This is a genomic window from Mesorhizobium caraganae (genome assembly GCF_016836705.1).
In the GTDB taxonomy this organism is placed as follows: Bacteria; Pseudomonadota; Alphaproteobacteria; order Rhizobiales; family Rhizobiaceae; genus Mesorhizobium; species Mesorhizobium caraganae.
The window spans coordinates 15,368-34,082 of the sequence record NZ_JAFCGY010000035.1; the positions used below are offsets into that span (position 1 = coordinate 15,368).

Sequence of the window (18,715 nt, forward strand, 5' to 3'; positions counted from 1 at the left end):
TTCAGCGCTCCTTCACCTTGTTGAGGTACTTCACGTAGATGTTGGTGATCGCCAGCACCATGATCAGCACGATGTAGGCGAGTGCACAGGAGCGCCCGGTCTGCCATTCCTGGAACGCCATCTTGTAGAGCCGGATCGAGATCAGTTCGGCCGTCGGCTGGCTGGTCAGGATGTAGGCGAGATCGAAGGTCTTGAACGCCTCCATGGTGCGGAAGATGACCGCGATCATCAGGATCGGCGCAACCAGCGGCAGGGTGATGCGGAAGAAGGTGTAGAACGGTCCGGCGCGGTCGATCGCCGCTGCCTCATACAGATGCTTCGGCACCGCCGACAGGCCGGCCAGCGACAACAGCATGACGAAGGGCGACCACATCCAGATGTCGGTCAGCGCAACTGCATAGAGCGCCATTTTCGGATCCGACAGCCATTCGAAGGTGCCGAGACCGAGCGCATAGTTGATGATGCCGAAGGACGGATCGTAGAGCAGTTTCCAAAACAGGCCGACGACCGCCATCGACAACATCATCGGCAAAAGCAGCAGCGTCGTCAGCAAGCCCTTGAGCGGGATGTCGCGATTGAGCAGCATGGCGACGCCGAAACCGACGAGCAGCTGGCCGGCGACCGAGATGATGACGTATTTCGCCGTGACGGCGAAGTTGGACCAGACATAGGGGTCGCCAAGCAGGTCGCGATAATTCTGCAGCCCGACGAAATTTGCCGGCGCATTGGTCGACGCACGGAAATCGGTGAAGGAATAGCCCAGCGAATAGATCAGCGGGAAGATGTTGAAGACGATCAGGAACAGGATCGTCGGAATGATGAAGAGGTTGCGGATCGAAATGTCGCTGAGACCGCGTGCAGCGGCTCGCGAGGACCTGTCCAGCGTGGTGATCATCGTGGTCGCCAAGACCCTGCTCCCGGTTCTGAAAAAGAAAACGGAGGAGGCCCCAATCGCCCCCTCCGTGAAGAAGTCGGTTACTGCCCGCGGCCGTATTTCTTGAAGGTCGCGTTCCAGTCGGCGGCAAGCGCATCCAGCGTCTCCTTGGCGGTGCCGGGACCACCGATCACGTAGGGATAGATGCGCTGGTTGAGCTGCTGCAGCAGTTCGGCATATTCGGGCACCGCCCAGAAGTCCTTCACCTTGAACATGGTCTCATAGAAGGCCTTGTTGTAGGGCGTGGCGTTCTGGAACTCGTCCGACTTGAGCACCGCGGCGCTGCAGGTGTAGCCGCCGAGGGCTGCCCACTTCTTCTGGGTCTCGTCCTTGATGAACCATTCAAGGAACTTCGTCGCCTCGTCCTGCTTCTTGGAGTAGGAGACGATGGAGATGCCCTGGCCGCCGAGTGCGGCGAACTGGTCGCCGTTCGGGCCCGGGGGGTTGGCGAAGAAGCCGGTGTTCTTGGCGTTCGGGTTCGACGCCTCGTTGATCAGCGAGGGAAAGAACGCGAAGTAGTTCATGCTCATCGCCGCCAGGTTCTCGGTGATCGCCTGGTTGTCCTCGACGAAGAACGACTTGGCCCAGCCCGGAGGCGTGAACGTGTAGAGTTCCTTGTAGGCGTCGAGCGCCGCTATCGCCTTGTCGGAGTTGATGAAACCATCGACCTTGTAGGTCGAATAGTCACCCAGTTCGCCGCCATAGGAGAACAGCGCGTTCTCGAAGCCCATCGCCATCGCGTCATAGGTATTGTCGGTGTAGATGGCGATGCCGTATTTCTTCTGGTCCGGCCGGTGGAAGAATTCGGCGATGTCGCGCAACGCCTTGAAATCCTTCGGCACGTCGAGATCGTAGCCATACTTGGCCTTGAAGGCTTCCTTTTCCTTGGGGTCTTCGAACCAGTCCTTGCGATAGGACCAGCCGACGGCGTCGCCTTCGAGCGGGATCGCCCAGTACTTGCTGCTGCCGCCCGGATATTCGGCATAGTATTTCACCGTCGCCGGTGCCATCACGTCGCCGACCTTGTGCTTGTTGAAGAAGTCGGTCAGGTCGACATAGTGGCCACCGGTCGAGCCGGCGCCGAGCCATTGCGAGTCGCCGACGACCATATCATAGGCGTCGCCATGGGCGTTGAACTCGGTGAAGGCCTTGGTCTGGAAGTCGGGCCACGGTGTGGTTTCCACCGTGATCTTGACGCCGGTTTCCTTCTCGTACTCGTTGCCGAGTTCCTGCAGGTAATTGGCCGGATCCCATTCCGCCCAGAAGATGGTGAGCGATTTATCCTGCGCGTAAACGGACGTTCCGCAGGCAAGCACTAAGCCGATACCAGCAAGCAGGCTGGTCATTGTCTTGCGCATAATGTTTCCTCCCTTGTGCGCATTCTACCGTATCATGCGAGCCGGCAACGGGGCCGGCCCTGGTAGTTCCTCCCGAGATCGCACCTTTCCGGTTCCAAGCCTCCGCGCTTTGCCGGAAAATGGACCGCAGCTCTCACTTTCGATCCGCTTTATCTGCCCTGATCTGGTATTACCAATTTTGGATAGCCGTCAAGCTCTTTCTTGGACCACAGCCGGAGCTTGCATAACCGGATTTCTCATGTATCTGACTGTTTTCCCTTAATTTTCCTACTCCTTGATATAGGAGAGCCTTGTTTCGGTACCCACATCCAGGTTAACATCGGTAGTGGCCGCTCAAATCTGGTCGAACCAGATTGGCGCTATTTCATCGCTTCCGCCGGCCGCGCCGTATCCGCTTCTGTCATCGATTCCGCCATCGCGGCGCGCACCAAGGCGCCAGCCGCCCATTGCGCGACCGACCGCATGCCGCGGCTGTCGAGCCCCCATATGTCCTTCAGCACGATCAGCAATTCGACGCCGAACATCATCGACAGCGCCTGCGCCAGGCGCTTGAATTCGCGCGGCGGCAGCTGCCCCTTGAGCGGCGCAATTGCATCCTTCAGCAGCTGGACGCGATGACCGCGTGTGAACTGCGGCTCGCCCCCCAGCGTGCCCGCCTGACGCTGCGCCCACTGGTCGAGCGACAGTTTCAGCGCTGCCTTGAAGGTTGCCTCGAAAGCCTCGATGCACGGCATGGCCGTGTCGAACAATTCGGCGACGCGGCGTTGCGGATCTTTCGAAGCCGATTGCCAGGTCAGGATCGGCCCGAGCCCCTCGTCGACCACGGCATGCACCAGGGCTGCCTGGCTCGGGAAATAGCGATAAGCGGTGGCGCGCGAGACTTCAGCCGCTTCCGCGACTTCGCTCACCGACGGAGTGACCCCCGCTTGCATCAGCCGCGTCGCCGTCTCCAGCATCAGCCGCCTCGTGCGGGCGCGCGGGCCGCGTTCGGCAGCCTCTTTGGCGTCGTCGCCTGCTGCAGCTTGTTGACGTGAGACATCCATGTCAATACGATACGCGCGTCTCAAAAAATTGCAATGGCCTTCGTTCAACGAAGGGCCGGGCAAGTGAGCGGCGGGCGGCTCAACGCGGGGTCAGCCGGCGACGGGAGAACGCGATGAAACGCATCTATGTGGTGGGCACAGCCGACACCAAGGGCGAAGAGCTTGCCTTCCTGGCCGATACGATTGCCGCCACCGGCAGTTCGGTAGCCCGCGTCGACATCGGCACGCGCGGCGCCACCGTGCCGGTCGATATTCCAGCCAGCGAGGTCGCCGCACATCACCCGGGCGGAGCTAGCGCCGTGCTCGGCATAGATGATCGCGGTACGGCGGTGGCCGGAATGGGCGCTGCCTTCACCAGCTTCATCCAGTCCCGCGACGACGTAGCCGGCATTATCGGCATCGGTGGCGGCGGTGGTACCTCGATCGTCACCTCAGGCATGCGCGCGCTGCCGCTGGGCGTCCCGAAGATCATGGTCTCGACACTCGCCTCCGGCGACACAGCGCCCTATGTCGACGTCTCCGACATCATCATGATGCCCTCGGTGACCGATATGGCGGGACTGAACCGGCTCTCCCGCACGGTGTTGCATAATGCGGCGCAGGCCATCGCGGGCATGGCGTCGAAACCCGCGCCGGCTGCAACCGGCAAACCAGCGCTCGGGCTGACCATGTTCGGCGTCACCACCCCTTGCGTGACGGCCATCGCCGACCAGCTCCGGGCAAACTACGACTGCATGGTCTTCCACGCCACCGGCACTGGCGGCCGCTCGATGGAGAAGCTCGCCGACAGCGGCCTGCTCGCCGGCGTCATCGACATCACCACGACGGAGGTCTGCGACCTGCTGTTCGGCGGCGTGTTGCCGGCGACGGAAGATCGCTTCGGCGCCATTGCTCGCACCAAGCTCCCCTATGTCGGTTCTGTCGGCGCGCTCGACATGGTCAATTTCTGGGCTCCACCGACCATTCCCGAGAAATATCGCGGCCGGCTGTTTTACGAGCACAACCCCAACGTCACGCTGATGCGCACCACAGCCGAAGAATGCCGCAGCATCGGCGAATGGATCGGCGAGAAGCTGAGCCGCTGCGAGGGACCGGTGCATTTCCTGATCCCGGAAAAAGGCGTATCGGCGCTCGACATCGAGGGCGGTGCCTTCTTCGATCCGCAAGCTGACGCCATCCTGTTCGACGCCATCGAGCGAACCATCAAGCCGAACGCCACGCGCCGCGTGACACGGCTGCCGCTGCACATCAACGACCCGGAATTTGCCAAGGCCGCAACCGCGGCCTTCCTCGACATCGCCAGACAGTGAGAGCCCAGACATGGCTGCCATACCGCGCAAGGACATACTGAAGAAGTTTAAGGCGATGATCGCCGACGGTGTGCCCATCGTCGGCGGCGGCGCCGGCACCGGCCTCTCGGCCAAGGCCGAGGAAGCCGGCGGCATCGACCTGATCATCATCTACAATTCCGGCCGCTACCGCATGGCCGGACGCGGCTCGGCCGCCGGCCTGCTCGCCTACGGCAATGCCAACGAGATCGTCAAGGAAATGGCTTATGAGGTGCTGCCGGTGGTGAAGAAGACGCCGGTTCTAGCCGGCGTCAACGGCACCGATCCCTTCGTCATCATGCCGCTGCTTCTCACCGAGCTGAAGACGATGGGCTTTTCCGGCGTGCAGAATTTCCCCACCATCGGCCTGTTCGACGGCAGCATGCGGCAGAGTTTTGAAGAAACCGGCATGGGCTTCGGGCTCGAGGTCGACATGATCGCCGAGGCGCACAAGCTCGACCTGTTGACCACGCCCTATGTCTTCAACCCGGACGAGGCTCGCGCCATGGCACGAGCCGGCGCCGACATCATCGTCGCCCATATGGGCGTGACGACCGGTGGCTCGATCGGCGCGACGTCGGCCAAGTCGCTCGACGACTGCGTTGTCCAGATCGACGCCATCGCCAACGCCGCGCGTTCGGTGCGCAAGGACGTCATCCTGCTTTGCCATGGCGGACCGATCTCGATGCCGGACGACGCCCGCTACATTCTCGACCGCTGCAAAGGCCTGCATGGCTTCTATGGCGCAAGCTCGATGGAACGGCTGCCGGCGGAAGCCGCGATCGCCAGGCAGACGGCGGATTTCAAAGCCGTCACGCTGCACGACCAGAAGAAAAGAAGGGATGAGAGATGACCGACAAGAGCAAGGTGTTTGTCTACCCGAAGGACGTCAGCGCCTTCGGCTTCGACTGGGGCAAGCTGGCGCTGACGGTCGCTCCGGAAGTGAATGGCGCGATGCGCTTTTCCGGCGGCGTCGTCGACCTGCCCTCAGGCAAGGGCCACACCCGCCACAATCATCCCGGCGCGGAAGAGATCATCTTCGTCATCTCAGGCAATGGCGAGCAGATGGTCGAGGACGAGAACGGCAACCCGGTGGTGGCGAAAGTCGGGCCCGGCTGCACCATCTATGTGCCGGAAAGCCGGTTTCATTCGACGCTGAATACAGGTGACGGACCGATGCAGCTCTTCGTCGTTTACTCGCCGGCCGGGCCGGAACTGGTGCTGCGGGAGCTGCCGGATTTCAGGCTGATCCAGGCGGGTGGGAAATAACCTTATAAGGCAGCGCCGCCCCTCATTGTCCTGCCGGACATTTCTCCCCGTATAGTGACGGGGAGAAAGATGCTCTCATCGACGATTTCGCAAATCGCCAGAGCTGCTCTCTTCTCCCCGTTCTACGGGGAGAAGGTGCCGGCAGGTGGATGAGGGGCAGCGCCTACTTACCCCTTATGAAATCCCACCCCTGTTCCATCCCCGCGCCCTATCCCCGAACATCACATACCCCGTATCCGTCACCGCCAGCGTATCCTCCAGCTTGATGAACCCTCGCGTCGGGTGAAGCATGGTCGTCTCCACCGAGAGCACCATGTTCGTTTCCAGGGGCTTGGCGGCGTAAGTGCCTTCGTACGTCACCGGATGGTTGGTCATCAGGAACGGCGCCTCATGCGTGATCAGCCCCATGCCGTGGGTGAAGAAATCCGTATAGGGCGCAACCTTGGAGGCCTTCAGCACCCCCTCGGCATGCGAAATCATGTCGCCGCCGATGGTGCCTGCCTTGACCTTGGAGAAGGCCGCCTGCTGCACCGTCTCGACCTCGGCCAACAGATCTTCCAGTTCGGCATCGGGTTCACCGAGAATGCCCATGCGGCAGAGATCGCCAATATAGCCATGGTAATTGCCGCCGGAATCGATCGACAGCACCTCGCCCTTCTTCCACGCCTGCGGTGACGCCGCCCGATTGTGGCTGGAGCCTAGCGTCAGCAGGCAATATTCGAAATGCGCGCCGCGATTGGTTTCCTCGCGCCGCAGATGCTCGATAATATCGGCCTTGGTGGTGCCTTCGCGCGCCCATTGGATGGTCGCCAGCATGGAATCGGTGATCAGCTCGGAAGCGATGCGCAGCTTTTCCAGCTCGGCATCGGTCTTGATGGCGCGCACGCGCTCCAGCATGTCGGTCGCGTCGATCAGCTTGGCGTCCGGCAGCGCCTTGCGGATCAGCGCATAGGCGTCGGACGGCAGGAAGGCTGGCTCGATGCCGATGCGCGCGCCAGCCTTGCCGATCTTGAGCACATGCTCCACTGCGAGATTGGCGGCGTCGAGCGTGCCCCAGCAGGCGGCGTGCAGCGTCGGCGTCCAGAACGGGTTGTTCTGATGTTCGGCCCCTTCCATCCGGTTGCCGATATAGGCCGCATGCTCGGGCCCGCCCTTTTCGTAGACGACAACGGGCAGATAGCGGCTGTGGCCGATCGCATCCATGGCGGCAAAGAAGATGAACTTGTAGCCGCCGAGCAGATATTGCGTGTTGTGCTTGGACGTCGCCAGCAGCACATCGATGCCGGCTTCCTCCATCAGCCGGTCGACCCTCGCCTGGTCGAACGGAATATTGCTGACGGCATTCTTGCCCGGGGCAATGTTCATTGTTCTCTCCCTGATTTCAGTGGGATCGCCGGTCGCGCTGCGCCCGATCCCCTGACTGTTGATCAAATCTGCACCATTTTGCTCACTCTGGTCCAGCCAGAAATAGGGAAATGGCGTCACCAGGCCAGTCAGCAAATCGTCATTCGTCGGCTACCCAGCCAATCTGGTCCTACCAGAATGATTGGATGGAGCCACTTCTTCTAACTGGTCCAGCGGACGAAAATTTCAAAGCCAAGCAAGGATGCGCCAATTCCGTCTCTGGCGAAACCCCGCACAAGGCCCATAATCGGCGCTACAAGGAGGCTGGCGGACCCGCTGGTATCCGAGGGAGATTGGCGCGCCCGGCAGGGTCGTGGAGAGGACGGAGTTCGATCATGTCAGATATTTCCAGACGCACGCTGCTTTCGGGGTCGGCCCTGCTGCTGGCCTCCACCGCCATGCCGGCGATTGGCTGGACGCAGACGCCGAAGAAGGGCGGCCGGCTCGTGCTTGCCGCCGATTCCGAACCGCGCAATCTCAATCCGGCGATTGTCGCCTCCAACGGCGTTTTCTTCATCTCCAGCAAGATCGTCGAAACGTTGGCCGAAGCCTCCTTCGACGGCAAGGATGGGCTTGAGCCGCGCCTTGCTCTCTCCTGGGAGGGCGCCGCCGACGGGCTGTCGGTGACCTTCAAGCTGCGCGAGGGCGTCAAATGGCATGACGGCAAGCCGTTCACCTCGGCCGACGTTGCCTTCTCGGCGCTGCAAATCTGGAAGCCGCTGCAAAATCTCGGCCGCACCGTGTTCAAGGATCTGGCCAGCGTCGATACCCCGGACGACTTCACCGCCGTATTCAAATTCGCCAAGCCGACTCCATTCCAGCTCATCCGCAACGCCTTGCCGGCGCTGTCGAGCGTGGTGCCAAAGCATGTCTATGAGGTCGGCAAGATCGAGGAGAACCCGGCCAACAATGCGCCCATCGGCACCGGCCCGTTCAAGTTCGGCGAGTACAAGGCCGGCCAGTACTACAAGCTGACCAGGAATGCCGACTACTGGGGCAAGGACGAGCCCTATCTCGACGAGATCATCTATCAGGTGCTGCCTGACCGCACGTCGGCGGCGGCCGCGCTCGAGGCCGAGGAGATCCAGCTCGCCGCCTTTTCCGCGGTGCCACTGGCCGACCTCGACCGCATCTCCAAGGTGCCGGGCCTGAAGGTCATCTCCAAGGGCTATGAGGGGCTAACCTACCAGCTCGTCGTCGAGATCAACCATCGCCGCAAGGAACTGGCCGACGTGAAGGTGCGCCAGGCGATCGCGCATGCCATCGACAAGGATTTCGTCGTCAAGACGGTGTTCCTCGGCTATGCCGCGACCGCCACCGGCCCGGTGCCGAAGAACGATCCGCAATTCTACACCGCCGACGTGCCGACCTATCCGTTCGACGTCGCCAAGGCCAACGCACTGCTCGACGAGGCCGGCTACGGCAAGGCCGATGATGGCAAGCGCTTTGCGCTCAAACTCCTGCCGGCGCCCTATTTCAACGAGACCAAACAATTCGGCGACTATCTGCGCCAGGCGCTGGCTGCCATCGGCATCGACGCCGAGATCGTCAACAACGATGCGCCCGCGCACATCAAGGCGGTCTACACCGACCACGCCTTCGACCTCGCCGTCGGCCCGCCAGTGTTCCGCGGCGACCCGGCGATCTCGACCACCATCCTGGTGCAGAGCGGCATTCCGGACGGCGTGCCGTTCTCCAACCAGGGCGGCTACAAGAACGATGCGCTCGATGCGCTGATTGCCAAGGCATCGGAAACGCTCGACACCGCAGCGCGCACCGACCTCTACAAGGAATTCCAGAAGGAGGTGGCCGCCGACCTGCCGCTGATCAACGTTGCGGAGTGGAGTTTTATCAGCGTTGCGCGCGACACGGTGGGGAATATCGCCAACAATCCGCGCTGGGCGGTTTCGAACTGGGCGGACACGTATCTGGAATCGTGACACATTTGCGCGGATGAAAGTTCGCGATGAAATTGGTGTGAGGACATGGCGTAGGGCCGCGTTTCTTCACACCCCCTTCTGTCCTGCCGGACAACGCCGACCTCCACCCTCCCCCTTGTGGGGAGGGTCGCCGAGTGGGTGCCGCGAAGCGGCAACCGGTCGGCGGGGTGGGGGTACTGGCGCTGACCTAAGGACCCCCACCCCCCTCCCCACAAGGGGGAGGGTAAGGCAGCCATGACCCGCGCCCTCACCCTCATTCGCCGCCGTCTCGTCGGCAGCATCTTCGTGCTGCTGATCGTCATCATCGGCACCTTCCTTTTGCTCGAAGCCGCCCCCGGTGACGCCGTCGACGCGTATATCGTCTCGACCGGTGGTGATGCCGGCATGATCGAATTGCTGCGTCATCGCTGGGGCCTCGACCAGTCGGAACTGACACGGCTCGCCAACTATCTCTGGGCGCTGCTGCATCTCGACCTCGGCCAGTCAGTCACCTTCTCGCGACCGATCCGCGAAGTCATCATCGAGCGCCTGCCGACGACATTGCTTCTGATGGTCAGCGCCACCGCGCTCTCCTTTGGCTTGGGCTCGGCGCTCGGCATCTATGCCGGCGCCAGACCCGGCAGCTTTCGCGACCGCTTCCTGTCCATCGGCTCGCTGGCGCTCTATGCCGTGCCTGGGTTCTGGCTCGGCCTGGTGCTGATCGTCGTCTTCGCCGTCGATTTGCGCTGGCTGCCGATCGGTGGCATTGAGAGCCTGGCCTCCGACAAGACCGGCTTCGCCCGCGCCGCCGACATCGCCGTCCATCTCGTACTGCCGGTTTCCGCCCTCGGCTTCATCTACCTCGCACTCTATCTGCGCATGATGCGCGCCGGCATGGCCGAGGCCTGGCGGCAGGATTTTGTCCTCGCCGCCCGCGCCAGGGGGCTGTCGCGCCGCCGCATCGTGTTGGCCCACGTCGCCCGCAATGCGCTCTTGCCGCTGGTCACCATGCTCGGCCTGCAATCGGCGCAGATGCTGGGCGGCAGCGTCGTCATCGAGAGCGTCTTTGCCGTGCCCGGGCTCGGCCGGCTGGCGCAGGAAGCGGTGGCGTCGCGCGACACACCGCTGCTGCTCGGCATCATCCTCACCAGCGCCGTCCTGGTCATTGCCATCAACCTTGCCGTCGACATCGCCTACGCCTTTCTCGACCCGCGCGTCGGCGCCAGCGAGGCCGGCGCGTGAGCCCGCTCAACCGGCTCCTGCGCCGGCCGGAAGCGGTCGCCGGTGCGTTCATTCTGGCGGTGCTTTTCGCCATGGCGCTGTCTGCGTCGCTGCTTTTCCCCAGCGACCCTCAAGCCATCGCCGGTCCGGCCCTGCTGCCGTCGTTTCAGGACTGGTCGCTGCCGCTCGGCACCGACCGGCTCGGCCGTGACGTGCTGGCCGAATTGTTCCACGGCGCCCGTACCTCGCTGGCGGTCGGGCTGGCGGCAGCAACGGCGGCGCTTTTCATCGGTGCGGTCGTTGGCACGCTGGCCGGCTTTGCCGGCGGCCTCGTCGACGAGGTGCTGATGCGCATCACCGATGCCTTCCAGACCGTGCCGAGTTTTCTCCTGGCGCTGGCTTTCGTCAGCGTCGTCGGCCCGTCGCTCGGCATTGTCGTCGCGGCGATCGCACTTGGCGCCTGGACCGGGCCGGCGCGTGTGGCGCGCGCCGAGGTACTGTCGATCCGCGAGCGCGACTATGTCGCCGGCGCCCGCGTCATCGGCATGCATCCGATGGCGATCGCTTTCCGCGAAGTGCTGCCCAACGCTCTGCCGCCGGTGCTGGCGCTGTCCTCGGTGATCGTCGCCGCCGCGATCCTCACCGAAGCAGCACTTTCCTTTCTCGGCCTCGGCGACCCCAACCGCGTCACCTGGGGCGGCATGATCGCCGAGGGCCGCACCGTTCTGCGCACCGCGCCCTTCCTGTCGATCGTTCCAGGTATCGCGCTCGTGCTGACCGTGCTCGGTATCTATCTCGCCGGCGAAGGCGTGGTCGAGACGACGGCCGTGCGGAGGAGCCTGTCGTGACCGCGCAGGCTGAGATCCGCGATCTCTCGGTGCACTATCGGCGGGATGGGGCCGAGGTGACGGCGCTGGACAGCATCAGCCTTGATGTTGTTGCAGGAGAGCGCCTGGCGATCATCGGCGAAAGCGGTTCGGGCAAGAGCACACTGGCGCTGGCGATTGCGGGGTTGCTGCCGGGGTCAGCCAAGGTCGAAGGGCGTATTGGGTGGCAATTTCAGGCGCCGCGATCCTTCCCACCCCCCTCTGTCCTGCCGGACATCTCCCCCGCAAGGGGGGAGATTGGCAACACCGCCATTGGCTCTTCAACTTCGAAGATTGGCGAAGGCAGAGATGAGAGCGTAATCTCCCCCCTTGCGGGGGAGATGTCCGGCAGGACAGAGGGGGGTGTGACGGAACGCCGAACATCCGCGATTGGCGGACCCCGACAGCCCCTCCCCGGTCGCGACATCGGCTTCGTCTTCCAGGACCCTTCCGCCAGCCTCGACCCGGTGATGGCGGTCGGCAAGCAAATCGCCGAAGTCGCCCACACCCATCTCGGCCTTGACTGGCCACAAGCTTACGCCAGGGCAAAGCACCTGCTCGAACGCGTCCGCTTGCCCGACCCGGCCTCCGCCATACGCGCCTTTCCTCATCAGCTCTCCGGCGGCCAGAAGCAGCGCGTAGCGATCGCCGCGGCCATTGCCGCCGAACCCAAACTGCTGATCGCCGATGAGGCGACAAGCGCGCTCGACACCATCGTGCAAGCCGAGATCGTCGCGCTGATCCGGCAACTGGTCATCGAGGATGGCATGACGTTGTTGTTCATCAGCCACGACATCGCGCTGGCCGCCGAACTCGCCGAGCGCATCGCCGTCTTCCGGTATGGGGGACTGGTCGAGATCGGCGCGACGGCGCAGATCGTCAATGCCCCGCGCCAGGACTATACGCGCGCGCTGCTCGACGCCCATCTTGGCCTCGACGCCTCGCCGCTGCTGCGACGGACGCCGGCATGACCTTGCTGGCCGTCTCCGATCTGACCAAGCGCTATCGCCGCGGCGGCAAGACCATCGCCGCCGTCGACGGCGTTTCCTTCGCCGTCGAACCTGGCGAGACGCTGGCGCTGGCCGGCCCCTCTGGCAGCGGCAAGTCGACGATCGCACGTCTGGTGCTCAGGCTGATCGAACCGGATGCCGGAAACATACAATTCGAAGGCGATGACTTCCTTACCTTGAACGGCGCTGCCCTGCGCGCCCGGCGAGCCCACCTGCAAATGGTGTTCCAGGATCCGCTCGCCGCCTTCAACCCGCGCGCCACGGTGGCGCGCGTGCTTGACGATCCCTTGCGCATCCATGCCATCGCTTCTCGCGCCGAGCGTCCGGCCCGCATCGCTGCCTTGCTCGAGCGTGTTGGGCTGACGGCCGATCTCGCTCCACGCGCCATCCATGAAATCTCCGGCGGCCAGCGCCAGCGCGTGGCGATTGCCCGCGCCATCGCAACGAACCCGTCGCTGATTGTACTCGACGAGGCGGTGTCGGCGCTCGACGTTTCCGTGCGCGGACAGATTCTTGAGCTGCTACTCGACCTGCAGGCCAGGGAACGGATCGCCTATCTCTTCATTTCGCATGATCTCGGCGTTGTTCGTGCGATCGCCCACCGCGTCGTCCTTCTCGACGCCGGGCGGATCGCCGAGAGCGGCGACGCCCGCGCCGTTATCGACGCGCCGCAATCGGCCATCGGCAAGGCGCTGGTGGCGGCGGCACCAAGATTGAACAGAAGCAGCAGGCAGGTACCATGACAGACGCCGAAGCCAGAGCCGAGAAACTCTCGCGAGAACTCGATTCCGCCTTCCGCAACCGGGCCGATCTCTACCGCCTGTTTCTCGACGAGCTGACCGGCGAACTGGGCGCGGAGAAGGCCGAGGCGATCATGATCCGCACCATCGAACAGCGCGGCAAGGAGGTGGCGGCAGCAGCCTTTGCCCGCTTCGGGCCCAACGACGCAGCGGCCATCGGCGAAGCGTTCCTGGCCGTCAGCCCGGATGGCGGCCTGATGTATCCGACCGATGTCGAGCGCGGACCGGACCACATCGCCTTCAAGGTGAAACGCTGTCCGCTGAAGGAGGCCTGGGTCGAGGCCGGTGTCGGCGATGAAAAGCTCGCCACGCTCTGCCGCATCGCCGGCGCTTTCGACCGCGGCCTGTTCGAGGCGACGGGCGTGCGCTTCGACAATGTCACCTGGACGCCGGGCCACGGCTCCGGCTGCTGCCACATCGCACTGACCAACCGGGATGCTGCGGGATAGGCTGCGGCAACTGCTGATCAGTCGCCGGCAAACACATGCAGCTCCGTGCCCGCCTGTTCGGCAGCAGTGCGCAGGTCGGTCTTCGGTTCGCTGTCGGTGACGATGTCGGCAATGTCGTCAAGTCCGCAGATGCGCTCCAGGCTGGAGCGGCCGAACTTGTCGTGGGTCACCACCAGCACCGTCGACAGTGAACGCGATATCATCGCGCGCTTGACTGCCGCGGCGCCGGAGATCATGTCGCTCGGGCCGTCGGCACTTAGTCCCGACGCCCCGATGATGGCGACGTCAGCGTTGTAGCGGCGCACGAACTCGACCGTGTCTTCGCCCAGTACACTGCCTTCCCTGCTGTCATAGGTTCCGGGGCAAAGCAGCACGCGGAAGGTCGGATTGGCGCCGGCCACCGAGGCCACGCCGGTGGAATTGGTGATGATGGTAAGGTCGCGCTTCAGCTGCGAAAGGTTGCGTGCCACCTCATAAGTGGTCGAGCCGCCGTCGATCATCACGATCTGGCCTTTCTCGACCAGGCCGGCCGCGCCGCGGCCGATGCGGGCGCGCTCGTCGACCAGGGTCAGGCCGCGCTCGGAAATTACCGGTTCGGTCGTCACCAGCGAGATCGTCGCGCCACCATAGGTGCGGTTGATCAGCCCGGCATCGCCGAGTTCGATGAGATCGCGGCGGATGGTCTCGCCTGCGACCCCGATTCGCCGGGCGAGCTTGGAGATGCGAATGGACGCTGACCGGCGCACTTCCGAAAGGATAAGCGCGTGCCGCTCCTTCTTCGTCAGTCGGCCTTGATCCATGGCACTTCCATTCCCTTTGCAGCAATCAACGCGTCGGCAAGCTCGGCAAATCCTTGCGCGCCGCGCCCGCTTGTGACGAAGGCAGGAGATGCCGGAAGTTCGCCGGCGAAGTCCACCACATTAGCGACGCCGACGCTGTTGGGGAAGAAGCCGAACATTGGTGCATCGTTTGGACTATCGCCGACGAAGGCAATGCTGTCCTTGTCGTGGTCTATGTCTATACCGAAACAGTCCTGCAAGAATAGCCGGCTTGTCGACAGTTTGTCGTGTTTGCCGAACCAGCCATTGACATGGATGGACGAGATTTTCGCCGTCGCTCCATAGCGCTGAAAGATACCGACGATCTTCAACACTTCGGTTTTGGGCAGCGGCGCGACATCCTCGCGAAAATCGATCGCCAGATCGGCCTCGCGGTAGGTCTGGTCGGCAGCGACCGCCGCACCCGGAATTTCCGCGAGCACGGCGCGTTCGATCTCGCGCAGGCGCGCCGCGTCGGCCTGCCTTTCTCCGGCACTCCTGGCGTAGTGGCGAACGATCCGCTTGGCAGCGTCGTCGTAGCGAAAATAGAACGCGCCGTTCTCGCCGATCACACCATCCACCGGCCATTGCCGCGCGATCAGGTCGCACCAGCCAGCCGGCCGGCCGGTGACCGGCGCGACGATGAACCCAGCCTGCTTCAGCCGCTCTAGCGCCACATAGGCTTTTGCCGGCAATCGTCCCCTGTCAGTCAAGGTGTCGTCTATGTCGGTCAGCACGACGGCGATCTTGCGCCGGTCCAGGATGGTGAAGTCGGCAAGCGGGCGCAGCACCCGTTCAGGCTCCCGCCGCGACCGTTTCGAGCGAGACGGCCGCGACGTCGAGCATGGTGAACCTGTCGCGGATCAGCCGGGCATTGGCGACTGCTTCGTCGTAGAAGGAAGCCGGTATGGCGACCTCCTGCGGCGTGGTCGGCGCACCGGCGGCACGCAGTGCTGCCGCGATCTCGCGCGCCGGACGGGCCACGCGGGAAAGCCTTTCGCGATACGAACGCCATTGCTCGGCCAGCATGGTGTTGATGGCGGTCGCCCGCTCATGGTCGAGCAGCTTAGGCTTGAACGCTGCCCAGCAGGAGCGTCCAAGCGTTTCGCCAAAAATCTCGATGAAGCGGTCCTGTGTATCGGCGGACGGCGCAAGCTGCAGCTCCGGCAATGCCAGCACACGTTCCTGCAGCCGCGCCATTGTCAACGTCGTCACCGCTATGTGTTCGCCGTGATGCGCCTCGGGCAGGCCCTGGCCGCGCATATCGATGTAGTGGGCGATCAGATGTTCGCCCTGGCTGGCAGGATAGGAGCCGCCGCACAAAGTCATGCCGAGGCCGGACATGACCAGCGTACGCACCAGCACTTCCATTGCCTCAAGGTCCCCTGTCCTGAGTTCGCCGGCCTTGGCGATCAGCGTCTTCTCGTCCTCGGCCAGAAGCATGAACGGCGCCTGCCTGTAGGGCGTGCCGATCAGCAGATGCGCCATCAGCCAGTCCGTCTGGGCGGTCGGCCGCGCCATCGAGTCGCCGAAGCCGGCGGCGATCAGCCGGTGCGGCGCCCGCGCCATCACGTCGAGATCGAGAAACACACCGACCGGCAGGCTTGCCGTCAGCGATTTCTTCAGCCCGTCCTCGGTGATCGCCGCCGACACCGAGGTATAGCCGTTCATCGAAGGTGCGGTGCCGAACACCGCGTAGGGTTTTTGGGTGAGATGCGCGGCATATTTGGTGATGTCGTTGATCGAGCCCGATCCGACCGCGACCAGGCCGCTGGCGTCTTTCGTGCGGGCGATCACCGATCGCACGGCGTCCATGTCCGGATGCGGATGGCGCGGCAGGATGATCTTGTCGACATCGCTGGAGCCGCGCAGCGCGATCGACACCCTCTCGCCCAGCGCCAGGCGCGTGTCGGGATCCATCACCACGGCGAGCTTGCGGCCGAGCGGCAGCGGCTTGACCAGCGCATCGGCCTCATCGCCGAGACCGCGCCCGATGACGATGGTCTTCAGCGGCACCGATAGCATTCCCTCGCTATCCGGGTCAGGCAGCGTGCCGGCAATGAGACTATCGAGCATTTCCTTGGACATCGGGATGCCGTCCAATCAGTCAGCATGGAGCGGGGTCAGGGCATCGAACAGGGTCCGATACCGGCGGTAACTTCTGTCGTAAGTGGCCTTGGCCGAAGGATTGGGGTCGATCGTCTCGATGCCACCGCTCAGCCTTTCGGCCGCCTGCTGCACTGAGGACGAAAGGCCGATGGCGGTGGCGGCAAGGATTGCCGCACCGATCGGCGAGGCATCGGCGGCGCTTGCTATCTCGACCGGCCTGCCACCGACATCGGCGCGGATCTGCGCCCACACCCGGCTGCGGGCGCCGCCGCCCGAGAGCCGGATGCGCCCGGTGGCGATGCCAAGTTCGTCCAGCCGGTCGACAACGTCGCGCATGGCGAAAGCGCAGCCCTCCAACACCGCGCGCGCGCAGGCCGCTTTGCCGTGGAAGGATGTCAGGCCGTAGAAAGCGCCCCGCGCCTCGGCGATCCAGCGCGGCGCCATGGCGCCGGACAGTGCCGGGACGAACAGCAAATCGTCGCTGCCGGCAACGACCGTCGCCGCCAGCTCCGACATTGCCGCCGGAGAATCGACGCCGAAGGTGGACAGGAACCAGGTCACTGCACCGCCCGAAAGCCATCCGGGATTGGAGACGAAATAGCGGTCGTCGAGAAAACCATGCGTCTCGACCAGGCCGCCGGTGTCGAGGCGGAGCGTGTCGGATACCGCGCCGACCACTTCCGCCGTGCCGAGATTGCAGGTAACGACACCGGGCACGACAACGCCGGCGCCGATAGCTGCGGAAAAATCGTCGCCGGTGCCGACTGCCAGCGGCGTGCCCACAGGCAGGCCTGTCAGATCGGCGCCGGCCGCAGTCAAGGCGCCGGCGACCGCCGATGCATCGTCGATGCCGGGCAATTTATCCGCATCGATGTCGAAGGCCGCGAGCAGATCGCCGGCATAGAAGCGCTCCTTCAGCCCATAGAGCATGGTCGTCGAGGCCAGCGCGTGATCGATGACGGCACGGCCGCATAAAGCCGCGACCACGAACGATACCGGCTGGTGCCAGAGTGCTACTCGGCGCGCTTCGGGCAGGTTGCACGTTGCCCAGCGGATTTTCGCCGCCATATGCGTTGCGTCCAGAACGAGACCGGTGCGCTCGCGGATGAAGTCCGGGTCGATGCCGGCAATTTCTCCCGATGCGCGCCGGTCCATCCAGATGATGCACGGCGCCAGAGCCTGACCGCTGCTATCGACAGCGACACAGCCGTCGAGCTGTCCGGCAATGGCGATTCCTTTGATGTCGGATGGCGCCAGCCCGGCCTTGTCGAGCGCGTCGGCAATCGCCGGCTTCAGCGCCGCCAGCCACAGCGCCGGATTCTGTTCGGCCCATCCCGGCGCCGGAAGGGCCGGCTGGTAAAGCACGCCGGCCTCGCCACGCAGCCGCAACTCGTCATCGACGACAACCGCCTTAAGACTCTGGGTGCCGAGATCGATGCCGATAACCGCCATTAGACACGCTCGCAATCCGCGAGGACATCCCGCAGTTGCGAGAGGATAGAACCTTTGGTCGGCGAATAGGAACCGTCGAAAACCGCTGTGCCAATGGTAAAAGCGTCTGCGCCAGCCTGCTTGATTGCCTTGATCCGATCGGCCGAAGCCACCGCGCCGGCTACGATCAGATGCCGCAACGGACCAAGGCCGCGTCGGGCGGCGCGAACCAGTTCGGCCGGGTCGGCCTCGGTGGCGCGATAGGCGAGGATGTCGCATCCCGCACAACCCTTTTCCGCAAAGGATCGGCAGTCGGCCTCGACATCCCCCGGGGAGCCGCCGAGCTTGGTCGGATGGCCGACCGGCCGTCCCGGAAAAGGGTAGTATTCGGTGTCGCTCCCCTCCAGCAGCGCCATGATCTCGTCGACCTGGGTGCCACCAAGCAGGCGCTGGATGCCGAGATCGCGGGCAATGCGCGCGGAGTTGAGGCACGCCTCCGCTGTCGTCGAGACGACTTCCATATAAGTGGTGGCGCCTGTCCGGCGAATGGCGCCGGCGAGCTTGCGCAGCACATCGGGCGCAACGCCAATATCCTTGAAGCCGACATGCTTCAGACCGACCGGCTCGATCAGCTCGACCAGGTCGAGACAGTCCTCGACCGTGCGATCGTTTCGCGTCAGCATGAAGATGAAGTCCATCCGAAAGGTCCCTCGCCTGGTCGGGAAAGCCGGGTTACTGCCGGTCTGTTAACATCTC

Annotated in this window: 18 protein-coding genes; 9 read left to right on the top strand and 9 right to left on the bottom strand. The window is 63.8% G+C overall.

Annotated features, from left to right (window positions below; all coding sequences use genetic code 11):
- Position 1 precedes the first annotated feature (1 nt).
- The 3 genes from JQK88_RS30860 to JQK88_RS30870 form a co-directional block, all read right to left on the bottom strand.
- Complete coding sequence (locus JQK88_RS30860; protein WP_203280437.1) at positions 2–907, bottom strand: carbohydrate ABC transporter permease; 906 nt, start codon at positions 905–907, stop codon at positions 2–4.
- Between the two features lie 68 nt (positions 908–975).
- Complete coding sequence (locus JQK88_RS30865) at positions 976–2,292, bottom strand: ABC transporter substrate-binding protein (protein WP_203280438.1); 1,317 nt, start codon at positions 2,290–2,292, stop codon at positions 976–978.
- A gap of 359 nt (positions 2,293–2,651) precedes the next feature.
- On the bottom strand, positions 2,652–3,335 hold the full coding sequence (locus JQK88_RS30870; RefSeq protein ID WP_203280439.1) for a TetR/AcrR family transcriptional regulator: 684 nt from the start codon (positions 3,333–3,335) through the stop codon (positions 2,652–2,654).
- A gap of 113 nt (positions 3,336–3,448) precedes the next feature.
- Between JQK88_RS30870 and JQK88_RS30875 the strand changes: the two genes are divergently transcribed.
- From JQK88_RS30875 to JQK88_RS30885, 3 genes are read left to right on the top strand one after another with little or no spacing between them, the layout of a single operon-like run.
- On the top strand, positions 3,449–4,645 hold the full coding sequence (locus JQK88_RS30875; RefSeq protein ID WP_203280440.1) for a Tm-1-like ATP-binding domain-containing protein: 1,197 nt from the start codon (positions 3,449–3,451) through the stop codon (positions 4,643–4,645).
- Between the two features lie 10 nt (positions 4,646–4,655).
- Positions 4,656–5,516, top strand: a complete 861-nt coding sequence (locus JQK88_RS30880) for a phosphoenolpyruvate hydrolase family protein (protein ID WP_203280441.1) — start codon at positions 4,656–4,658, stop codon at positions 5,514–5,516.
- Positions 5,513–5,932, top strand: coding sequence for a cupin domain-containing protein (locus JQK88_RS30885; protein ID WP_203280442.1), 420 nt, complete (start codon positions 5,513–5,515; stop codon positions 5,930–5,932). Before JQK88_RS30880 ends, JQK88_RS30885 begins: the two co-directional genes overlap by 4 nt.
- Positions 5,933–6,106: 174 nt before the next feature.
- Here JQK88_RS30885 and JQK88_RS30890 read toward each other — a convergent pair whose 3' ends face one another.
- Positions 6,107–7,297: a M24 family metallopeptidase gene (locus JQK88_RS30890; RefSeq protein WP_203280443.1), complete on the bottom strand. Its 1,191-nt coding sequence runs from the start codon at positions 7,295–7,297 to the stop codon at positions 6,107–6,109.
- Positions 7,298–7,671: 374 nt separating this feature from the next.
- Here JQK88_RS30890 and JQK88_RS30895 point away from each other — a divergent pair, with 374 nt between their 5' ends.
- The 6 genes from JQK88_RS30895 (at position 7,672) to JQK88_RS30920 (ending at position 13,601) form a co-directional block, all read left to right on the top strand.
- Positions 7,672–9,276 carry an ABC transporter substrate-binding protein gene (locus tag JQK88_RS30895; RefSeq protein WP_203280444.1) on the top strand — a complete coding sequence of 535 codons (1,605 nt, stop codon included), beginning with the start codon at positions 7,672–7,674 and terminating at the stop codon, positions 9,274–9,276.
- A gap of 234 nt (positions 9,277–9,510) precedes the next feature.
- Entirely contained in the window at positions 9,511–10,497 is a 987-nt protein-coding gene (locus JQK88_RS30900; protein ID WP_192255504.1) for an ABC transporter permease, read from the top strand.
- A complete protein-coding gene (locus JQK88_RS30905; protein ID WP_203280445.1) occupies positions 10,494–11,324 on the top strand; it encodes an ABC transporter permease in 831 nt (276 codons plus the stop codon). The genes JQK88_RS30900 and JQK88_RS30905 overlap by 4 nt, the downstream gene beginning before the upstream one ends.
- Positions 11,321–12,313, top strand: a complete 993-nt coding sequence (locus tag JQK88_RS30910; protein WP_203280446.1) for an ABC transporter ATP-binding protein — start codon at positions 11,321–11,323, stop codon at positions 12,311–12,313. The genes JQK88_RS30905 and JQK88_RS30910 overlap by 4 nt, the downstream gene beginning before the upstream one ends.
- Entirely contained in the window at positions 12,310–13,095 is a 786-nt protein-coding gene (locus JQK88_RS30915) for an ATP-binding cassette domain-containing protein (protein ID WP_203280447.1), read from the top strand. The genes JQK88_RS30910 and JQK88_RS30915 overlap by 4 nt, the downstream gene beginning before the upstream one ends.
- Positions 13,092–13,601 carry an L-2-amino-thiazoline-4-carboxylic acid hydrolase gene (locus tag JQK88_RS30920; RefSeq protein WP_203280448.1) on the top strand — a complete coding sequence of 170 codons (510 nt, stop codon included), beginning with the start codon at positions 13,092–13,094 and terminating at the stop codon, positions 13,599–13,601. The genes JQK88_RS30915 and JQK88_RS30920 overlap by 4 nt, the downstream gene beginning before the upstream one ends.
- A gap of 17 nt (positions 13,602–13,618) precedes the next feature.
- Here JQK88_RS30920 and JQK88_RS30925 read toward each other — a convergent pair whose 3' ends face one another.
- From JQK88_RS30925 to JQK88_RS30945, 5 genes are read right to left on the bottom strand one after another with little or no spacing between them, the layout of a single operon-like run.
- Positions 13,619–14,401 carry a DeoR/GlpR family DNA-binding transcription regulator gene (locus JQK88_RS30925; protein WP_203280449.1) on the bottom strand — a complete coding sequence of 261 codons (783 nt, stop codon included), beginning with the start codon at positions 14,399–14,401 and terminating at the stop codon, positions 13,619–13,621.
- On the bottom strand, positions 14,383–15,207 hold the full coding sequence (locus JQK88_RS30930; protein ID WP_203280464.1) for an HAD-IIB family hydrolase: 825 nt from the start codon (positions 15,205–15,207) through the stop codon (positions 14,383–14,385). Before JQK88_RS30930 ends, JQK88_RS30925 begins: the two co-directional genes overlap by 19 nt.
- A gap of 7 nt (positions 15,208–15,214) precedes the next feature.
- Complete coding sequence (locus tag JQK88_RS30935; protein ID WP_203280450.1) at positions 15,215–16,507, bottom strand: iron-containing alcohol dehydrogenase; 1,293 nt, start codon at positions 16,505–16,507, stop codon at positions 15,215–15,217.
- A 15-nt stretch (positions 16,508–16,522) separates the two neighbouring features.
- Positions 16,523–17,980 carry a xylulokinase gene (locus JQK88_RS30940; protein WP_192255518.1) on the bottom strand — a complete coding sequence of 486 codons (1,458 nt, stop codon included), beginning with the start codon at positions 17,978–17,980 and terminating at the stop codon, positions 16,523–16,525.
- Positions 17,980–18,657 carry a beta/alpha barrel domain-containing protein gene (locus JQK88_RS30945; RefSeq protein WP_192255520.1) on the bottom strand — a complete coding sequence of 226 codons (678 nt, stop codon included), beginning with the start codon at positions 18,655–18,657 and terminating at the stop codon, positions 17,980–17,982. The genes JQK88_RS30940 and JQK88_RS30945 overlap by 1 nt, the downstream gene beginning before the upstream one ends.
- Positions 18,658–18,715 lie beyond the last annotated feature (58 nt).